This window comes from Sulfitobacter sp. HNIBRBA3233 (assembly GCF_040149665.1).
GTDB classification, from domain to species: Bacteria; Pseudomonadota; Alphaproteobacteria; order Rhodobacterales; family Rhodobacteraceae; genus Sulfitobacter; species Sulfitobacter marinivivus.
On sequence record NZ_JBEFLP010000002.1, the window covers coordinates 105,951 to 119,743 of the forward strand.

Below are 13,793 nucleotides of genomic sequence, written 5' to 3' on the forward strand. Positions count from 1 at the left end.
CCTATCTGATGGTTTCGGCGGGAAGTGACGCGCTCATCGAGGGAAAGACAAAGCTTTCCCCGAGGCTTTGAGCGCCCGTGGCACCGGCGGCTGTGGCCAGCGCGCCGAGAGGTGAAATGAAATCGAATTGCAGGTCCGTCAGTTCCACGGTCACGATCGGCGTGTAGTAGGCGCCGACACGGTTCAGCGCGGGATCGTAGCTGTAGGTGAACGACAGGTTTTCGGGGGTCGCGTTGGATGGCAGCAACGGAGCCACTTCGGACCAGATTGTCGCGACTGTCGGATGGTCCAGCGAGCCGGTGCACGTCTTGGCCGGGGGCCTTGTGCACAGGCTGGTGAACTCTGTGCAGCGCGTTCCGTTGGGGATCGTCAAGGCCAGTCCGCCCAAAGCGCCACGGCCGTTTCCTTCGGGAATATCGGGGCAGACCGCTGGGCGCACCACAGCCATGCGGACCGCGCGTTCGGTCGCCTTCTCGGCCATCACATTCGAAAAGCTCAGGCGCGCAAAGTCGATCAGCCCGAAGAGGATCAACAGAAACAGGCTGGTGACCACGGCGAATTCGATCAGCGTCGATCCATCCTCGTCGCGCAGGTGGCGTGCTATGGGGCGGGGCAGGCGGATCATGATCCGATGATCCTTGCACTGTCGCGGATCGTCGTGGTGACAGAGGCGTTCGTCACCCCCGCAAGCGCAAACAGGCCGCTGAAGGGATAGTCGATCAGCAAGGTCGCGGTCACGGTTGCCACAGCGGCATCGCCGCCGCGGTACTCTCCGCTGCTGCATGTAAGCTCGGAGCGGACCGACGACACCTGAACCGCAACGGGGAATACGCTTTTGCCCTGCCGGTCTTCGCGGACGATCTCGGCCAGTCTGTCGTCCCATGATTCGACCGCCGATGCGCCCCCCGGTGCCGCGCAGGCATCCGCGTCCACCACCCGGCTGAGGTAGCGCGTTGCGTCACGCACACCGGTGATCGCGGTCTGGTAGGACCAGAACGTGCGCGCGCCCTCGACCGCAAGGCCGAGGACAAGCATGAACATCGGGAACAGCAGCGCGAATTCGACCAGCGCTGCGCCGTCTTCGCGCCGTGCGAAACCTATGACAGGGCGGCGGATCAATCGACCAGCCTCACCACATCGCGGATATCTGTATCGAGCGTACCCTTGCCGCCATCGTCGCATCCGCTGCCAAGACAGGCAGAAAGCTCGAGCTCCAGCTTGCCATTGCGCATGGGGTTCAGGGCGAATGCCTCGAAATACTGGACGACGGGCGCCTTTACACCGGCTTTGACATCCACGTTCACGCAGTCGATCGCCGCCACGACCATGACGCGCCGTGAGGTATCCAGAGTTTCCTGCGGGGCGCACATGTTGCCGATCAGGCTGTCGACCACGTCATCGACCGTTCCAAGCAGCCCGCCGATCAAACCGCCGCCGCCATCCCCTCCGGCGGAAACCTCGCCGTAGGCCGCGATTTCCGCCTCGTAGAACTCCAGCCGCGTTTCGGCCTCGGGAAAGGGATCGTTGCCGTCGTAGTAGGTGTCGACATAGGCGGTGCGTGCCAGTTCCCAGTTGCCATTGCCGATCACGCCGCAGGTGCCAGAGCCAAGGCAATCGTCCGTCGGCAGGCCCGCATCCTCGGTGCCGGGCACGAACTCGCAGACGCCTCCCTCAAGGACACCTTGCAGAATGTTCGGGGCGCCTGCGAAGTCGTCACCGACGAGGTCCGAGGCGAGGCCGGAAAACTCACCGAAGCGGGTGTTGATCGCGTCCGACAGATCACTGCCGTCGATGTCGACACCCAGCGACAGATCCAGACCGCCACGCCCGAAACAGGCCGTCTCGGGCCGCCGGGATGCGCCAAGGCATACGGCAAGCTCGCGCCCCAGAAGGCCCGCGCAGAGCCCCAGGCCGTTCACCGAATGCGAGATTGAATTGACGATTCGGGTGCTGCCGGGAATCATCTGGTCGAGGCCCAGCTTCGCGTCGAGCGAAACCGACCGTCCGACCAGAGCATCGGCCTCCACATCCAGAAGCGGCAGGCACATCGCGATGGGCGCGACATTGCAGGCTTCCTGTTCGAATGTCGCTGCCGCACGGGCCGTGGTGCTGTTTGTCATCGTGTCATGGCCCGACAGGCTTGCGAATACCGCGTCAAGGCCCAGCGGCACGTCGCGGTCCGCGACGGTCACATCGACGAAACGTGCGTCAAAGGGGCTGGTGGTGACAAGCGAAGGGTCGCGGGCAAAGGTGCCGTCGCGGGAGGGTTTATAAAAGGTAACCGTCAGATCCGTCGCGCCGGAGAGCGTCTTGCTGCCGGAGGCAAAGGTCTGGGTGTCGGTAATCAGCGCGTTGGCCGCGCCCTGCGCACGGGTCAGCGCATCGGGGGCCCCGTCCAGTTCGGCGGCGGCGGCAAGTGCGGCGCTGTCGGCATAGGACTGAAGCTCGGCCTGTGTCGTTCCGAGGCGCCCGATGTCGAATATCATGCCCAGCAGCCCCAGGAATACCACAAGCGAGACGGCCCAGAGGACCATCATGCTGCCATCGTCGTTCTGACGGTATTTTCCAAAAGCGCGGGTGAGCGACATCTTCAACCTCTACATCTTCAAAGAAGTGAACCCGCCACGCCGGTGGGGCGCGGCGGGTCCGATGGTGGGGGAGGGCGCATGGGCCCATCACGTCCTGCGGGCTTAGGTCGTGCCGCCGGTGCTGCCGGTTGTGTCTGTTTCGGTGCCGCCTTCGATGCTGTTCAGAGCGCCGGATGCCTTGCCCATGGTGGAGCTGACATCGCCGCTGAGGGTGAGCAGCGCACCCGCGCCGAGTGTCACGGCGAGACCGAGTGCGATCCCGTACTCGACCAGTGTTGCGCCTTCTTCGTCGCGGCGCAGTTTCGCCAGAGCGTTCTTGAGTTGCAGTGCCATAGTTTGGTATCCTTCATAACCAGTACGTTGTGTTCGGCGAGGGGGCCCGCCTGTGAGTTGTGGCTCCCACAGGGCGCCGCCAATGAGATTAAAATTATCGTTAATAATTATTTGACACATCATTCAGATGGATGATGCTTTGGGACCATTTTGGGGCAATGCGGGGGCGAAGAGGTCCGGTTTTCAACTGCTGCGAGAAGATTGTTTCGTGACTGATGGCGGCAGTTGAGAGGTCACAGTATTATTAACGCAACATAATTGCGCTCTTTCGTGCAGTTTTGTGGAAACTCTTGGCGATATCCCGCTAGATTGTAAAAATCGAGAGAGTAGTTTTTGCCGGTGAGGAAACAGTTGTGCCGCGTAGCCATGTCAATGACCGGTCCAATTTGGTCCCGTTTCCCGGCGCAAGCGATACACACGCCCGTATTGCCAGCGCGCTGGCGCTGGTGACGGACTGGAATGCGGCACTGTCTGGACACATCTCCCTTCAGGATGTGCTGGCGCTTTATGCCCGGATCGAGGGCGCCGCGCAGGTCTCGCTCATGCGCTACAGCCGTGGCAAGGTCCTGCCCGTCGCGACGGCGGTGGGGGCGCTGGGCGATCCAGACACAGGCACATGCGGCGGCTTTCTGCGCGCCGCCCTTCTTCAAAAGGGGTTTTCCGCGAACGCCGCGGATGTCCTGCACCTGTCCGAGGTAGAGAGTGATCCGATGTTCGCGCCTCTTGTGACGGCGGGCGACTGGCGAAACATCTCAGGGGGTACGGAAGTACGCATTATTGTGCTCGAAAGCACCTCGGTGCAGCTCGATACACTTGAGGTTGTGTTTGCCGACACGGTCAAGGACTGCCCCGATCTTCCCTCGGCGATGATTGCGCAGGCGCTTGCGGATGCCTGGACAGTGCGGGCCCCCGGCCTGATCAGCCGCGCGATCCGGAATTTCGGGCGCACCCGCGCAAGCGCGGCCTCTGGCCAGACGGGGGGTATTCTGGGAATACAGAACCGCTGCGGGCTCAGCCGCTCCGAGCGGCGGGTCTGCCAGATGCTCGCCGCCGGCGGAAAGGCGCGCGACATCGCGGAAAGCCTGCGGATCTCTATTCCTACGGTGCGCACGCATCTGCGAAACATCTACGCAAAGACCGAAACATCGGGACAGGTTGAACTGCTGGCCGCGATTGCGTCGGAAAGAGACGCGGCCGGGTGAGCGGAACAGACCTGTTATCGTGGATACCGGTGCCGGTATTTCTTTACCTTATATATACGGACCTGCGGTATCTCAGGATTCCCAACCGGGCACTGTTTGTCCTGTTTTGCGCATTGGCGTTGGCCCATCTGCCGACGCTGGCGCCTGCGGACATACCGCTGCGTCTGGTCGGGGCAGCGGCGGTTTTCGCACTCGCCTTTGCGGCATTTTACACGGGAATGCTGGGAGGCGGCGATGTAAAGATGATATCTGTTGTCATGCTCTTCGTGCCCTTGCAGGACATCGCCGCATTCGCGCTCGCGCTGTCGGTCTCGGTCATTCTCAGCCTGAGTGTGATAAAAATATTACGGCGCTCAAGAAGCGTAAAGGCCCTGCAGTGGCGGGCATTCAATGACGCTAAAAGACTACCGCTGGGTCCCGCAATCGCGATTTCCTCCATGATTTATGGGCCGCTCGGCGATTTCGCGATCTCGAAGCTGGGTGCGGGTGGATAACGCAGGGGAAAGGACTGATTTGAAATGAACGCAGCGCATCGCGGTTCGCCAGCACTCGTCCGTTTATCTTGCTGAAAATGCAAAATCATGTCTCAACTTATAGGCGATTAGGATAACCTGTGATAGTCAGTGAAGCCCGGGGAAAAGCACCCCGCAAGCCACAAAGGGCGTCAAGAGTGTCCAAGCGTATCGGTCTGATTGCAGTTGCCGCATGCCTGTTGCTGAGTATTGGTGCCTTCTTTCTTGCGCGGAAGGCCGAAATGGCGAGCGCAAACCACCAGTTCCGCCAGATTGCATCCGAGAACAAAAGCAGCATCGAGATGCGGCTTGGCGATTACAGCGCGGTTTTGGCGAGCGTCGCCACCTATCTGAGCGTCACCGAAACCGTTTCGCTGCGCGACTACAACGAATTCATCGGCGGCCTGAATATTGAAGAACGTTATGAAGGCATCCGCGGCATATCCTTTGTCCGGGCGGTCAGCGATGCGGGTATTCCGTTTCTGGAGAAGGGGCTGTCGGCTGAATACGAACGCGATATCCGCGTTCACCCCAATACCGGAAACAGCGAACGCTTCATCCTGTCGCGGATCAGCCCTCTTGCCGGAAATGAAGCGGCAATCGGTCTCGATCTCACCTTCGAGGAAGGGCGCAGGCGCACACTGAACGAGGCGCGCGCAACGGGTGAGGTTATGATGTCGCCGCGCATCGCGCTGGTGCAGGACGAGAAACAGCAGATCGGTTTCATCCTCGTGCTGGCAGCCTACGAGAGCGGATCGCCCGCATTCGGTGCCGATGACGACACAGGCGACTTCCTTGGATGGGTCAATGCGCCTTTCGTGGCCAAGGAGCTCTTCACCGTAGCTTCCTCCGCCGCGGCGCCCAATTACCATTTAAGGGTCTATGACAGAGAAGACATGCGCTCGGACGCGTTGGTCTACGACAACGCCCCGTCGCTGCCGCACGACGGCATCTTTTCGCAAAAATTCTCGCTGATGATCAACGGCCAGCCGCTTTTTCTCAGCTATTCCAGCACGCCCTTTTTCGATGGCTCTGTCATAAGCTATGTGCCCTACCTGCTTGCGCTGCTGGGGATCAGCATCGCGGCGCTTGTTGCTGTTATCTTCAAGTATTCGGACCTGCGCAGCACCGCCTTGAAGGAAATCGCCGAAACACGGGCGCGGCAGCTGGGGGCCCGGGAAGAGGAAAACAGATCGCTTCTGGAAACGACCCTGTCGGCGGTGATGATCCTTGACGGGGATGGGCGGATCAAGATTTCGAACGAAGCGGCGAACGAGATGTTTGTAGCCTCGCACGAGACCTTGGATGGGCGCGATTTCGGCGACCTTGTCTCGCTCAAACCCGGCAGGCAGCGCAAGGACGGCTTTAACGCCGAAGGGACCGGGCCGGAGGGAGAGCGGCTGTTTCTCGATGTCGAGACGAACAGTTGGAAATCCGCCGATGGGGAAAGCAGGATCACCGCGATTGTCCGCGACGTGACCGAAACCATCAAGGCCCGAAACGAAGTGGATGCCGTGCGGCGGCGCTACGATCTTGCGCTCGGGGGGGCGGAAATCGGTATCTTCGAAATTGATCTGTCGACGGGGAAATCGGTGGTTTCCGAGACGTGGCACAAGATCATGGGCACCGAGATGATCAAAGAGCACTTCGACCACCAGGAACATTTCATGAGCCGCGTGCATCCGGAGGACCTGCCCGCCCTTCTGGAAGCCGACAGGCGCTGCATCGAGGGTGAGACGGCGCGCACCATGGCCGAATATCGGATCCGCTTCGGTGAGGAATGGCGCTGGATGTATTCCGATGCCATCGCCATCGAGCGCGACGAACGTGGCCATGGCACGCGTCTGGTCGGCACACAAAGCGACATTACCGAAATCCACCGCGCGCGGAACGCGCTGGAGCTGAGCGAAGAGCGGTTCCGGCTGGTTCTGGCGGACGCACCGGTCGGCATGGCATTGCTGGACGGGGCCGGTAACTTCAAGGATGCGAACATCGCGCTCGAAAAGCTGTGCGGCTACAGAAAAGAGCAGCTTCTCGAAGACATGAAGATCAGCGATCTGGTTTCGGAAGCTGATTTCAAAAAGATTCACGACGATGTTGCCGTCATGCTCAAGGAACGCAAGAAAACAGCGTATTCCACGCAGGCCATGCTGAAATCGCGCAGCGGGGAAGTCCGCTGGGGGCTGATCAATGTCAGTTGGACCTTTGACAAGAACATCGGCGAGAACGTGTTCATCGCGCAGATCGTAGATATCTCGGACCAGAAGAAGGTCGAACAGATCAAGAGCGAATTCGTCGCCACGGTCAGCCACGAATTGCGCACGCCGCTGACATCGATCAAGGGCGCACTGGGTCTGTTCAGTGCGACCGAGGCGCGCAACCTCGGCGATGCCGCCGCGCGCCTGATCCAGATTGCGCGGGTCAACGCGGATCGCCTGTCGATGATCGTCAACGATATCCTCGATCTGGAAAAGATTTCGTCGGGCGAGGTCGTGTTCGAGATCCAGAATACCAGCCTCGGCGAGATCGTCACATCCTCTGTCAGCGAGATGCATCCCTTCGCGGTCCAGCATCACAACACGCTCGAGGTCGAGGCACCGGACGGTGATCTGGTCGTGCACATCGACGCGAATCGTACACGGCAGGTTCTGGCGAATCTGATCTCGAACGGGTGCAAGTATTCCGATCCCGATACCCCCGTTGTCGTGCGCTACGAACGGCTGGCAACCGAAGCGATCATTTTTGTGCGCAACCTCGGCCCGGGCATTCCCGAGAGCTTCCGCGAGAAGATCTTCGATGCGTTCACTCAACTTGACGGGTCCGACACACGGTCCAAGGGCGGAACCGGTCTGGGCCTGAACATCACACGCCAGATCGTGGCGCGGCAATCGGGCCGTATCGGGTTTGAGAGCACGCCGGACGGCCTGACGGTGTTCTGGTTCACGGTGCCGCTGGTCAACGTCGATGCGATCCTGTCACGCGAAGAGACAGCCAAAAAGACCACACCCCGCAAGAAAACCCTGCGCGTGCTGCACGTCGAGGACGACCCGGACTTTGCCGAGGTGATCCGTGCGGGCGTGGGTGATATGGCCGATTTCGCGCATGCCCCGTCGCTGGCGGTTGCGCGCCGCCAGATCGACGCACGCGAGTGGGATATCGTCCTGATCGACTGGAGCTTGCCGGACGGAGACGGGCATGCGCTGCTGGACCAGATCGAAGCCGATCATCCCGATACGCGCGTGATCGTCCTGTCCGCAGCCAACAAGGAAGCGGACCACCCGAAGGTCGAATTGACGCTTACGAAGTCGCAAGTCGAGATCGAGGAGATCGTGGAACTGATCCGTGCATCCAGCGAAGGCGACGCGGGATCGACAAAAAGTTTCTCGGGTTGATCAGGTCGCTGCCTCATTATCGACATTTTGATATATCATACGTCTGTCCATACGAAATGAAATACTGGCCTTTCTGTCGGTAAGATTTATACAGGCATTTATCCGATGACTCGACCGTATCCTAATGAATTGAAAACTTTCTTGATTGGGACTGCGACGGGCTCCTTCTTTTTCGTGGGGGCCGCGGCCGCGCTGCCGGCGGGTCCGGTTCAACTGATATCGGGTCTTGGCGCCGCTGCCATCGGCGGAGGGGTTCCACTTGCGCTGAGGATGCTGCGCCGTCGCAACACGCGCAGCCCGGCGCCGATCGTGGTAACCCAGAACGCAGAGCGCCATCCGAAGCTGCTGAACACCATGCGCGACGAGTTGTGGCTTCTGGATGAGGAGACGCTGCAACTGCGGTTCCTCAACAAGGCGGCACTGGATCGCTCCGGCCTGGAAGAAGGCCAGTATCGCAAGTACACTCTTTTTGATCTGCTGAACCCCGAAAAGCACAACAAGCTGTTTAATGCTTTGCGGGCGGGCGAGGACATGCCGACCGAAAGCCTTCTGCGGCTTCGCGAGGCGAGCTTTGAGGTGACGTTGCAGCGGTTCACGCCGCCGGGTGAAAAGCCGCAGGTTCTGATTACGCTTCACGATATTTCGGACCGCATCGAACACGAGCAGATGAAGGCCAATTTCGTTTCCACCGTCAGCCACGAATTGCGCTCGCCGCTGACCTCTATCAAGGGGTCCATGGGGCTGTTGCTGTCCAATGCGGCGGGCGAACTGCCCAAGTCCGCACGCGGCCTGCTGGAGATCGCGCATCGCAACGCAGAGCGCCTTGTGCTGATCATCAACGACATTCTCGATCTGGAAAAGATCGCTCAGGGCGGGATGGAGTTCGATTACAGCCCGGTCGACCTGTCCGCATTGGCGCGAGAGGCGGTTGAAGCGTCCTGCGTCTACCTCCAGCGCTTCGATATGGAGGTCGAAGTGCTGGGCGCGGACCGTCCGCTTGAGATCTATACGGATGCAAACCGGATCCACCAGGTGCTGACCAACCTGCTGACAAATGCCGCGAAGTTTTCCAAGCCGGGTGGCAAGGTCACCCTCGCGCTTGAAGACACCGACGTCGACATCTGCATCAGCGTGACAGACAGTGGCGTTGGCATCCCGAAGGCCGAACAACACAAGATCTTCCAGAGATTTGCGGACATGAGCAATTCCGACCGATCCACAAAGGGTGGCACCGGGCTGGGGCTGAGCATCTGCAAGGCCATCGTCGAAAGCCTGAACGGAACAATCGGGTTCCGCAGCGTCGAAGGCTGTGGCTCGACATTCTATTTTTCTTTGCCAAAGCAAGAAATCATTGAACAGCCCTCCGGCGCTGCGATAGAGATGCGGCAGGCAGGATAGCCCCTGCGCCAGCCGATAGGGATTACCGGATGATTAAATTGCTTCACGTCGAAGATGACGCGGACATACGCGAAATCGCAAAGCTCTCATTGGAACTTTCAGGAGAGTTTGATGTGACGCAGTGCGACTCAGGACCGGAGGCTCTTGAGTTCGTAAAAGACAACACACCCGACATTATTCTGCTCGACATGATGATGCCAGGCATGACCGGCAAAGAGACGCTCGAGCTGATGCGCGAAATGCCCCATCTGCGTGACACTCCCGCAGTATTCATGACAGCACGCGCGCAGGAATCCGAACTGGATGAATTGCGTGCAATGGGGGCGGCAGCCGTGATCAGCAAGCCTTTCGATCCGATGTCGCTGGCCGAACAGATCAAGGCGGCAATGGGCTGAGCCGCCCGTTACACTCCCTTTTCAAACCTTGAAGTGCCACAGCGCACGACCGGATCGCCATTCGGGTCGAGCAGGCGGGATGGAGCGTAAGGGGCAAAGCAAAACGCCGCGCAGGATTTCCCTGCGCGGCGTTTTGCATGTCTTTGTATGGGCTTAGAGAGCGACGACTTCCTCGCAGGCGGCGACGAAGCCGTCGATGCGCCAGATGATCTCTCCGGGGCAGACTGCCAGATCGGCATAATCGCCTTCGAGATGTGCAATGATCTCCGCCTCGCATTGCTGCGCGGCTGAGCCAAGCTGCGGATAGCCGACGGTGCCTGCCGTTCCCGCGATCTGGTGAAGAAGCGCTTTCGCGGCCTCGAGATTGCCGTTGATGTCTTCGGATGTCTCGGCATCCCACGCGGCCAGCGCGTGCTGCGCAATCAGGGTCCGCCGGTCGTCGAGCAGTTCGACAAACCGTGCCCTGATCCGGTCCAGCCCGGGAAGTTCCAGGGCCGCGGCGTTCATGCGGTTCTCCCGAACTGGAAGAAGTCAGTCTTGAGCCGTTCATGTTCGTCAGCCGCGTGTTCAGCCGTCGATTGCGCCTGACCGAGTGCATTCATGATCTGGTCTCCGGATTTCCAAACAAGGCGGATCGCGTTACCGGCGCTGACGCGCGGATGCAGCTCTACTCCATCATTTGATACAATCTGCGCACGGCTCAGGTAAAGGTTTACCTGATCCATCAGCCGCGTCATCTCGGGCCGCCAGCCGCTTTCGGTGATGCACATGAACGTGCCGCTGCCGGCGTATGACATCAGGAACTGGTGCCCCGACAGCGTGTCCGAGATCACTTCCGCCACGTCTTCGATCAGGAACTTGAACTCGGCCGTGCTGAGCGTGCTGTGGAACCCGCTGATCTTGCGGATGGTAAAGGCAAAGACCGTAGAGCCGAAGAGGGACGACCGCGACAGCTGTGCCACGTAGTTTTCCATCGCGGTGCAATCGATCACATTATCCACGTCGTAGAGTGGAATCGGCGAGTGCAGTTCGATCTGGTTGGGGTCTCTGCCGCCTGCAGCCAGCGACTGTGTCGCGAAGATCTTGTCGGTCTTCGCCTTGCGCTCTTTCGTCAGCTGCGAAACCAGCCCGAGACGGGTCCGGAGTTCGGTGATATCGAATGGTTTTGTGACGTAATCCGTCGCACCCGCAGTGAAAGCACCGTCAATATAGCGCTTTTCGGACATGGCTGTCAGCATGACGATCGGCGTCTGCTGGTGTCCGTCCAATGCCCTGATTTTTCTGGCAAGTGTTATGCCATCCATCACCGGCATCTGGATGTCGAGCATGAAGCAGTCGAAATCCGGTGCGTTTCTTCCGTTGAGAAGGTCGAGCGCGTCTTTTCCAGATTCCGCAGTGATCAGGTCATGCTCACCGAAAGCCGCGATGAACTGGCCCAAAAGCTCAAGGATGATGGGATCATCATCGACCGCCAAAATTTTCATGTGCCAACTCCATAATCATAATCAGCCTATCGGCTAGGTCTTAACTTCCCCTGAAAAGGTGGCGAAAGTAGGACAGATTAAGAAATAGTAAGGGCTTCTTGGCTGCATTGTTTCGACTATTTGATATGTCAATGGTCGCGCGGACCGCTGAAATCAGAACGTCGAACTCAACCCGTATTGCGCAAGGTATGCCTGCATCGGGCGCAGGATATGCGCGCGGTTGAGCAGCACCAGCTCGTCCAGATCGCCCGTTTGGAGCGTCTCGATCATCCGCTCGTGCTCGACCAGTGCTTCGTCGAGGTAGACCGAATTGTTGAAATTCAGCGCACGGATCGGCTGTGTCCGCCGCGCCTGCGCCTCGATCGCCTCGCACAGGACAAGGTTGCCGCAGCAGGCAAAGATGGTCTGGTGGAAGGCATTGTTCAGCTGGAAAACCTCCGGCAGATCCTGTGCCTTCACCGCGGCGATCTGTTGCGCGTGCTGCTTCCACAGATCATCGATAAGCTCTTGCGAAACCGGCAGTTTGATCCGCCCGATTGCCGCTTCCTCAAGGATGTTGCGCAATTCGTACATATGGCTGATTTCGTTGCCCGAGTAGCTGCAGACATGCGCGCCCTTGTTGACCTCGCGCACCGCGAGACCGCTGAGCACCAGCGTGTCGATGGCGCGGCGGACCCGGTGGCGGGACTGCCCGAAACGGGCCATCAATTCGTCCTCGATCAGGCGTTGATTGGGAAACAGTCGACCGAAAATGATATCAAGCTCGAGCGTCCGGGCGAGGGCGTCCTTGTCTTCGGTCGGTGCAGTCGTCATGTCACGGATTTTCCGGTAACTGATACAATTTGTGACTTTCTAGACCAATCCGGCAGAAGAATAAAATAGGTAACAGTTCTATTTTCGGCGCCCGGCATCGGTTCGCTGGGGCTCTCTATCACCGCGCCTTGCGGGCAGGGCCGCGATAAAAAGAAACTGGCGTGGCGCGATCCGGTCGGTCAAGGTGCGCGAATGGATATCACACTGATCAAGACCTTTCTCGAAGTCGCAGCAACGGGGTCCTTCGTCGCCGCATCCGAGCGTCTCTTCGTAACGCAATCTGCGGTCAGCCTGCGGATCCAGCGACTGGAAGACAGTCTTGGAACGCCGCTTTTCACCCGGTCCAAGGCGGGGGCGATCCTAACCTCCGCTGGACAGGAATTTGAAACCTACGCCTTCAGCCTGATCAAGCTGTGGGAGGAAGCGCGCCAGCAAATCGCGATCCCCGAAGGCTACAGCAAGGCGCTGACCCTCGGTGCGCAATATTCGCTCTGGCCGCGCTTAGGTTTCCGGATGATCGACGAGATGCAACGTCGCGACCCCGCTCTCAGCATCCGCTCCGAGGTTGGCATGCCGGATCGCCTGACCCGTTTCCTGATCGAAGGGGTCATCCAGGTGGCACTGACCTACGCCCCCCAGCAAAGACCGGGCCTGACGGTCGAGCCGGTGATGGAGGACGAACTGGTCCTTGTCGCGTCCTGGCCGGCGCAGGACACCCATCTGGAAGGCAGCTATGTCTTCGTGGACTGGGGGCCCGAATTCACCCATGCCCACGCGCTCAGCCTGCCGCATCTGACCGACAGCGGTGTGACAATGGCGCTGGGGGCGCTGGGGGCGGAATACATCGTTAACCGGCGCCTCGCAGCCTACCTGCCCGCGCGTAGTGTCCAGCGGTATCTGGATGCGGGGCGCCTGCATCTGGTGCCCGAGGCGCCTCGGTTCGCCTATCCGGTCTGGTCGGTCTGGCGCGATGATCTGAAGCCAGATATCGCCGCCACCGCCCGCGCGAGCCTTGCCCAAGTTGCGAACAAGGCCGAGGAAGATCAGGATGCGATCCTCGGATCCGCGGCCAGGATCGGTGATGACGCCGATGTGCCCCGGATGGGAGCTGTTTCGCATGAGTAATTATACCCTTAAAGGCCAGTATTTTGAATTATGCTCTTTTAAACTAGTGGAATAGACAACAGGTCAGGCAATCCTGCCGAGGTTTACGGACCCGAGGAGACTGACATGACGATACTTTCACTGGCCGCGCGCCGCTGTATTCAGGACGCGCCTGCCCCCTTCGTTGAAATCCTGACCTGCGCCGACAGCGGGGATGTCGCGGGCGGTGTGCTCGCCGGTGGTCTTTCGGGGCCGGATGTTCTGGCCGTGGGCGAGGCGGCCATGGTTGATGCCGTTCTCGACCGGCTGAGCCGCCTGCCGACGCTTCCATGGATGCGCGGCAGCCTGCACCTTGTTTATATCGATGTCTTCGAGAGGGAGGGCTTCAGGCCGGGCGTCCGCAATGGCGAATTCGACGAAGCGATCCTGCTGCCGTCCTGCCGCACCGCCGCCGCCGAGGCGACGGATCTGGGGTACTGGACCGTTCTGCGGCTTGCCCAGAGGCTGGGAATGATCGCGGGGCGCGGTGTTCCTCGCCGGATCCCAGCTATTGATCTGCGGGTCGTCTGACC

14 protein-coding genes are annotated in these 13,793 nt (G+C 59.8%); 7 read left to right on the forward strand and 7 right to left on the reverse strand.

All coding sequences use genetic code 11. The annotated features are described in order from the left end of the window. Position 1 precedes the first annotated feature (1 nt). The 4 genes from ABMC89_RS13750 to ABMC89_RS13765 form a co-directional block, all read right to left on the reverse strand. Complete coding sequence (locus ABMC89_RS13750) at positions 2–625, reverse strand: TadE/TadG family type IV pilus assembly protein (RefSeq protein WP_349568856.1); 624 nt, start codon at positions 623–625, stop codon at positions 2–4. After that, a complete protein-coding gene (locus ABMC89_RS13755) occupies positions 622–1,119 on the reverse strand; it encodes a TadE/TadG family type IV pilus assembly protein (RefSeq protein WP_349568858.1) in 498 nt (165 codons plus the stop codon). Before ABMC89_RS13755 ends, ABMC89_RS13750 begins: the two co-directional genes overlap by 4 nt. Next, a complete protein-coding gene (locus tag ABMC89_RS13760; RefSeq protein WP_349568860.1) occupies positions 1,116–2,588 on the reverse strand; it encodes a TadE/TadG family type IV pilus assembly protein in 1,473 nt (490 codons plus the stop codon). The genes ABMC89_RS13755 and ABMC89_RS13760 overlap by 4 nt, the downstream gene beginning before the upstream one ends. 102 nt (positions 2,589–2,690) lie before the next feature. Then, positions 2,691–2,921 (reverse strand): Flp family type IVb pilin, encoded by a 231-nt coding sequence (locus tag ABMC89_RS13765; RefSeq protein ID WP_349568862.1) that lies wholly within the window; start codon positions 2,919–2,921, stop codon positions 2,691–2,693. 353 nt (positions 2,922–3,274) lie between these two features. Between ABMC89_RS13765 and ABMC89_RS13770 the strand changes: the two genes are divergently transcribed. The 5 genes from ABMC89_RS13770 to ABMC89_RS13790 all read left to right on the forward strand — a co-directional run bounded on the left by ABMC89_RS13770 (position 3,275) and on the right by ABMC89_RS13790 (position 9,820). Further along, positions 3,275–4,123, forward strand: a complete 849-nt coding sequence (locus ABMC89_RS13770; RefSeq protein WP_349568864.1) for a helix-turn-helix domain-containing protein — start codon at positions 3,275–3,277, stop codon at positions 4,121–4,123. Beyond that, a complete protein-coding gene (locus tag ABMC89_RS13775; RefSeq protein WP_349568866.1) occupies positions 4,120–4,617 on the forward strand; it encodes an A24 family peptidase in 498 nt (165 codons plus the stop codon). Before ABMC89_RS13770 ends, ABMC89_RS13775 begins: the two co-directional genes overlap by 4 nt. A gap of 260 nt (positions 4,618–4,877) precedes the next feature. Then, entirely contained in the window at positions 4,878–8,027 is a 3,150-nt protein-coding gene (locus ABMC89_RS13780; RefSeq protein WP_349568868.1) for a CHASE domain-containing protein, read from the forward strand. A 270-nt stretch (positions 8,028–8,297) separates the two neighbouring features. Continuing rightward, complete coding sequence (locus tag ABMC89_RS13785; protein WP_349568870.1) at positions 8,298–9,425, forward strand: sensor histidine kinase; 1,128 nt, start codon at positions 8,298–8,300, stop codon at positions 9,423–9,425. A 29-nt stretch (positions 9,426–9,454) separates the two neighbouring features. Further along, the gene (locus tag ABMC89_RS13790; RefSeq protein WP_349568872.1) at positions 9,455–9,820 is read left to right on the forward strand and encodes a response regulator; all 366 of its coding nucleotides are present in this window, start codon (positions 9,455–9,457) and stop codon (positions 9,818–9,820) included. 153 nt (positions 9,821–9,973) lie between these two features. Here ABMC89_RS13790 and ABMC89_RS13795 read toward each other — a convergent pair whose 3' ends face one another. The 3 genes from ABMC89_RS13795 to ABMC89_RS13805 all read right to left on the reverse strand — a co-directional run bounded on the left by ABMC89_RS13795 (position 9,974) and on the right by ABMC89_RS13805 (position 12,117). Further along, on the reverse strand, positions 9,974–10,327 hold the full coding sequence (locus ABMC89_RS13795) for an Hpt domain-containing protein (RefSeq protein ID WP_349568874.1): 354 nt from the start codon (positions 10,325–10,327) through the stop codon (positions 9,974–9,976). Continuing rightward, positions 10,324–11,304: a response regulator gene (locus ABMC89_RS13800; RefSeq protein WP_349568876.1), complete on the reverse strand. Its 981-nt coding sequence runs from the start codon at positions 11,302–11,304 to the stop codon at positions 10,324–10,326. The genes ABMC89_RS13795 and ABMC89_RS13800 overlap by 4 nt, the downstream gene beginning before the upstream one ends. Positions 11,305–11,457: 153 nt before the next feature. Beyond that, positions 11,458–12,117, reverse strand: a complete 660-nt coding sequence (locus ABMC89_RS13805) for a GntR family transcriptional regulator (protein ID WP_349568878.1) — start codon at positions 12,115–12,117, stop codon at positions 11,458–11,460. A 192-nt stretch (positions 12,118–12,309) separates the two neighbouring features. Between ABMC89_RS13805 and ABMC89_RS13810 the strand changes: the two genes are divergently transcribed. Next, complete coding sequence (locus tag ABMC89_RS13810) at positions 12,310–13,242, forward strand: LysR family transcriptional regulator (protein WP_349568880.1); 933 nt, start codon at positions 12,310–12,312, stop codon at positions 13,240–13,242. A 105-nt stretch (positions 13,243–13,347) separates the two neighbouring features. Next, entirely contained in the window at positions 13,348–13,791 is a 444-nt protein-coding gene (locus ABMC89_RS13815) for a hypothetical protein (protein WP_349568882.1), read from the forward strand. Positions 13,792–13,793: the final 2 nt, after the last annotated feature.

What these genes read in the sequence shown, in the direction of transcription:
- ABMC89_RS13795 (WP_349568874.1), bottom strand. Translation starts at nt 10,327, where the DNA reads ATGAACGCCGCGGCCCTGGAACTTCCCGGGCTGGACCGGATCAGGGCA.
- ABMC89_RS13810 (WP_349568880.1), top strand. Translation starts at nt 12,310, where the DNA reads ATGGATATCACACTGATCAAGACCTTTCTCGAAGTCGCAGCAACGGGG.
- ABMC89_RS13750 (WP_349568856.1), bottom strand. Translation starts at nt 625, where the DNA reads ATGATCCGCCTGCCCCGCCCCATAGCACGCCACCTGCGCGACGAGGAT.
- ABMC89_RS13815 (WP_349568882.1), top strand. Translation starts at nt 13,348, where the DNA reads ATGACGATACTTTCACTGGCCGCGCGCCGCTGTATTCAGGACGCGCCT.
- ABMC89_RS13790 (WP_349568872.1), top strand. Translation starts at nt 9,455, where the DNA reads ATGATTAAATTGCTTCACGTCGAAGATGACGCGGACATACGCGAAATC.
- ABMC89_RS13780 (WP_349568868.1), top strand. Translation starts at nt 4,878, where the DNA reads ATGGCGAGCGCAAACCACCAGTTCCGCCAGATTGCATCCGAGAACAAA.
- ABMC89_RS13800 (WP_349568876.1), bottom strand. Translation starts at nt 11,304, where the DNA reads ATGAAAATTTTGGCGGTCGATGATGATCCCATCATCCTTGAGCTTTTG.
- ABMC89_RS13805 (WP_349568878.1), bottom strand. Translation starts at nt 12,117, where the DNA reads ATGACGACTGCACCGACCGAAGACAAGGACGCCCTCGCCCGGACGCTC.
- ABMC89_RS13785 (WP_349568870.1), top strand. Translation starts at nt 8,298, where the DNA reads ATGCTGCGCCGTCGCAACACGCGCAGCCCGGCGCCGATCGTGGTAACC.
- ABMC89_RS13760 (WP_349568860.1), bottom strand. Translation starts at nt 2,588, where the DNA reads ATGTCGCTCACCCGCGCTTTTGGAAAATACCGTCAGAACGACGATGGC.
- ABMC89_RS13765 (WP_349568862.1), bottom strand. Translation starts at nt 2,921, where the DNA reads ATGGCACTGCAACTCAAGAACGCTCTGGCGAAACTGCGCCGCGACGAA.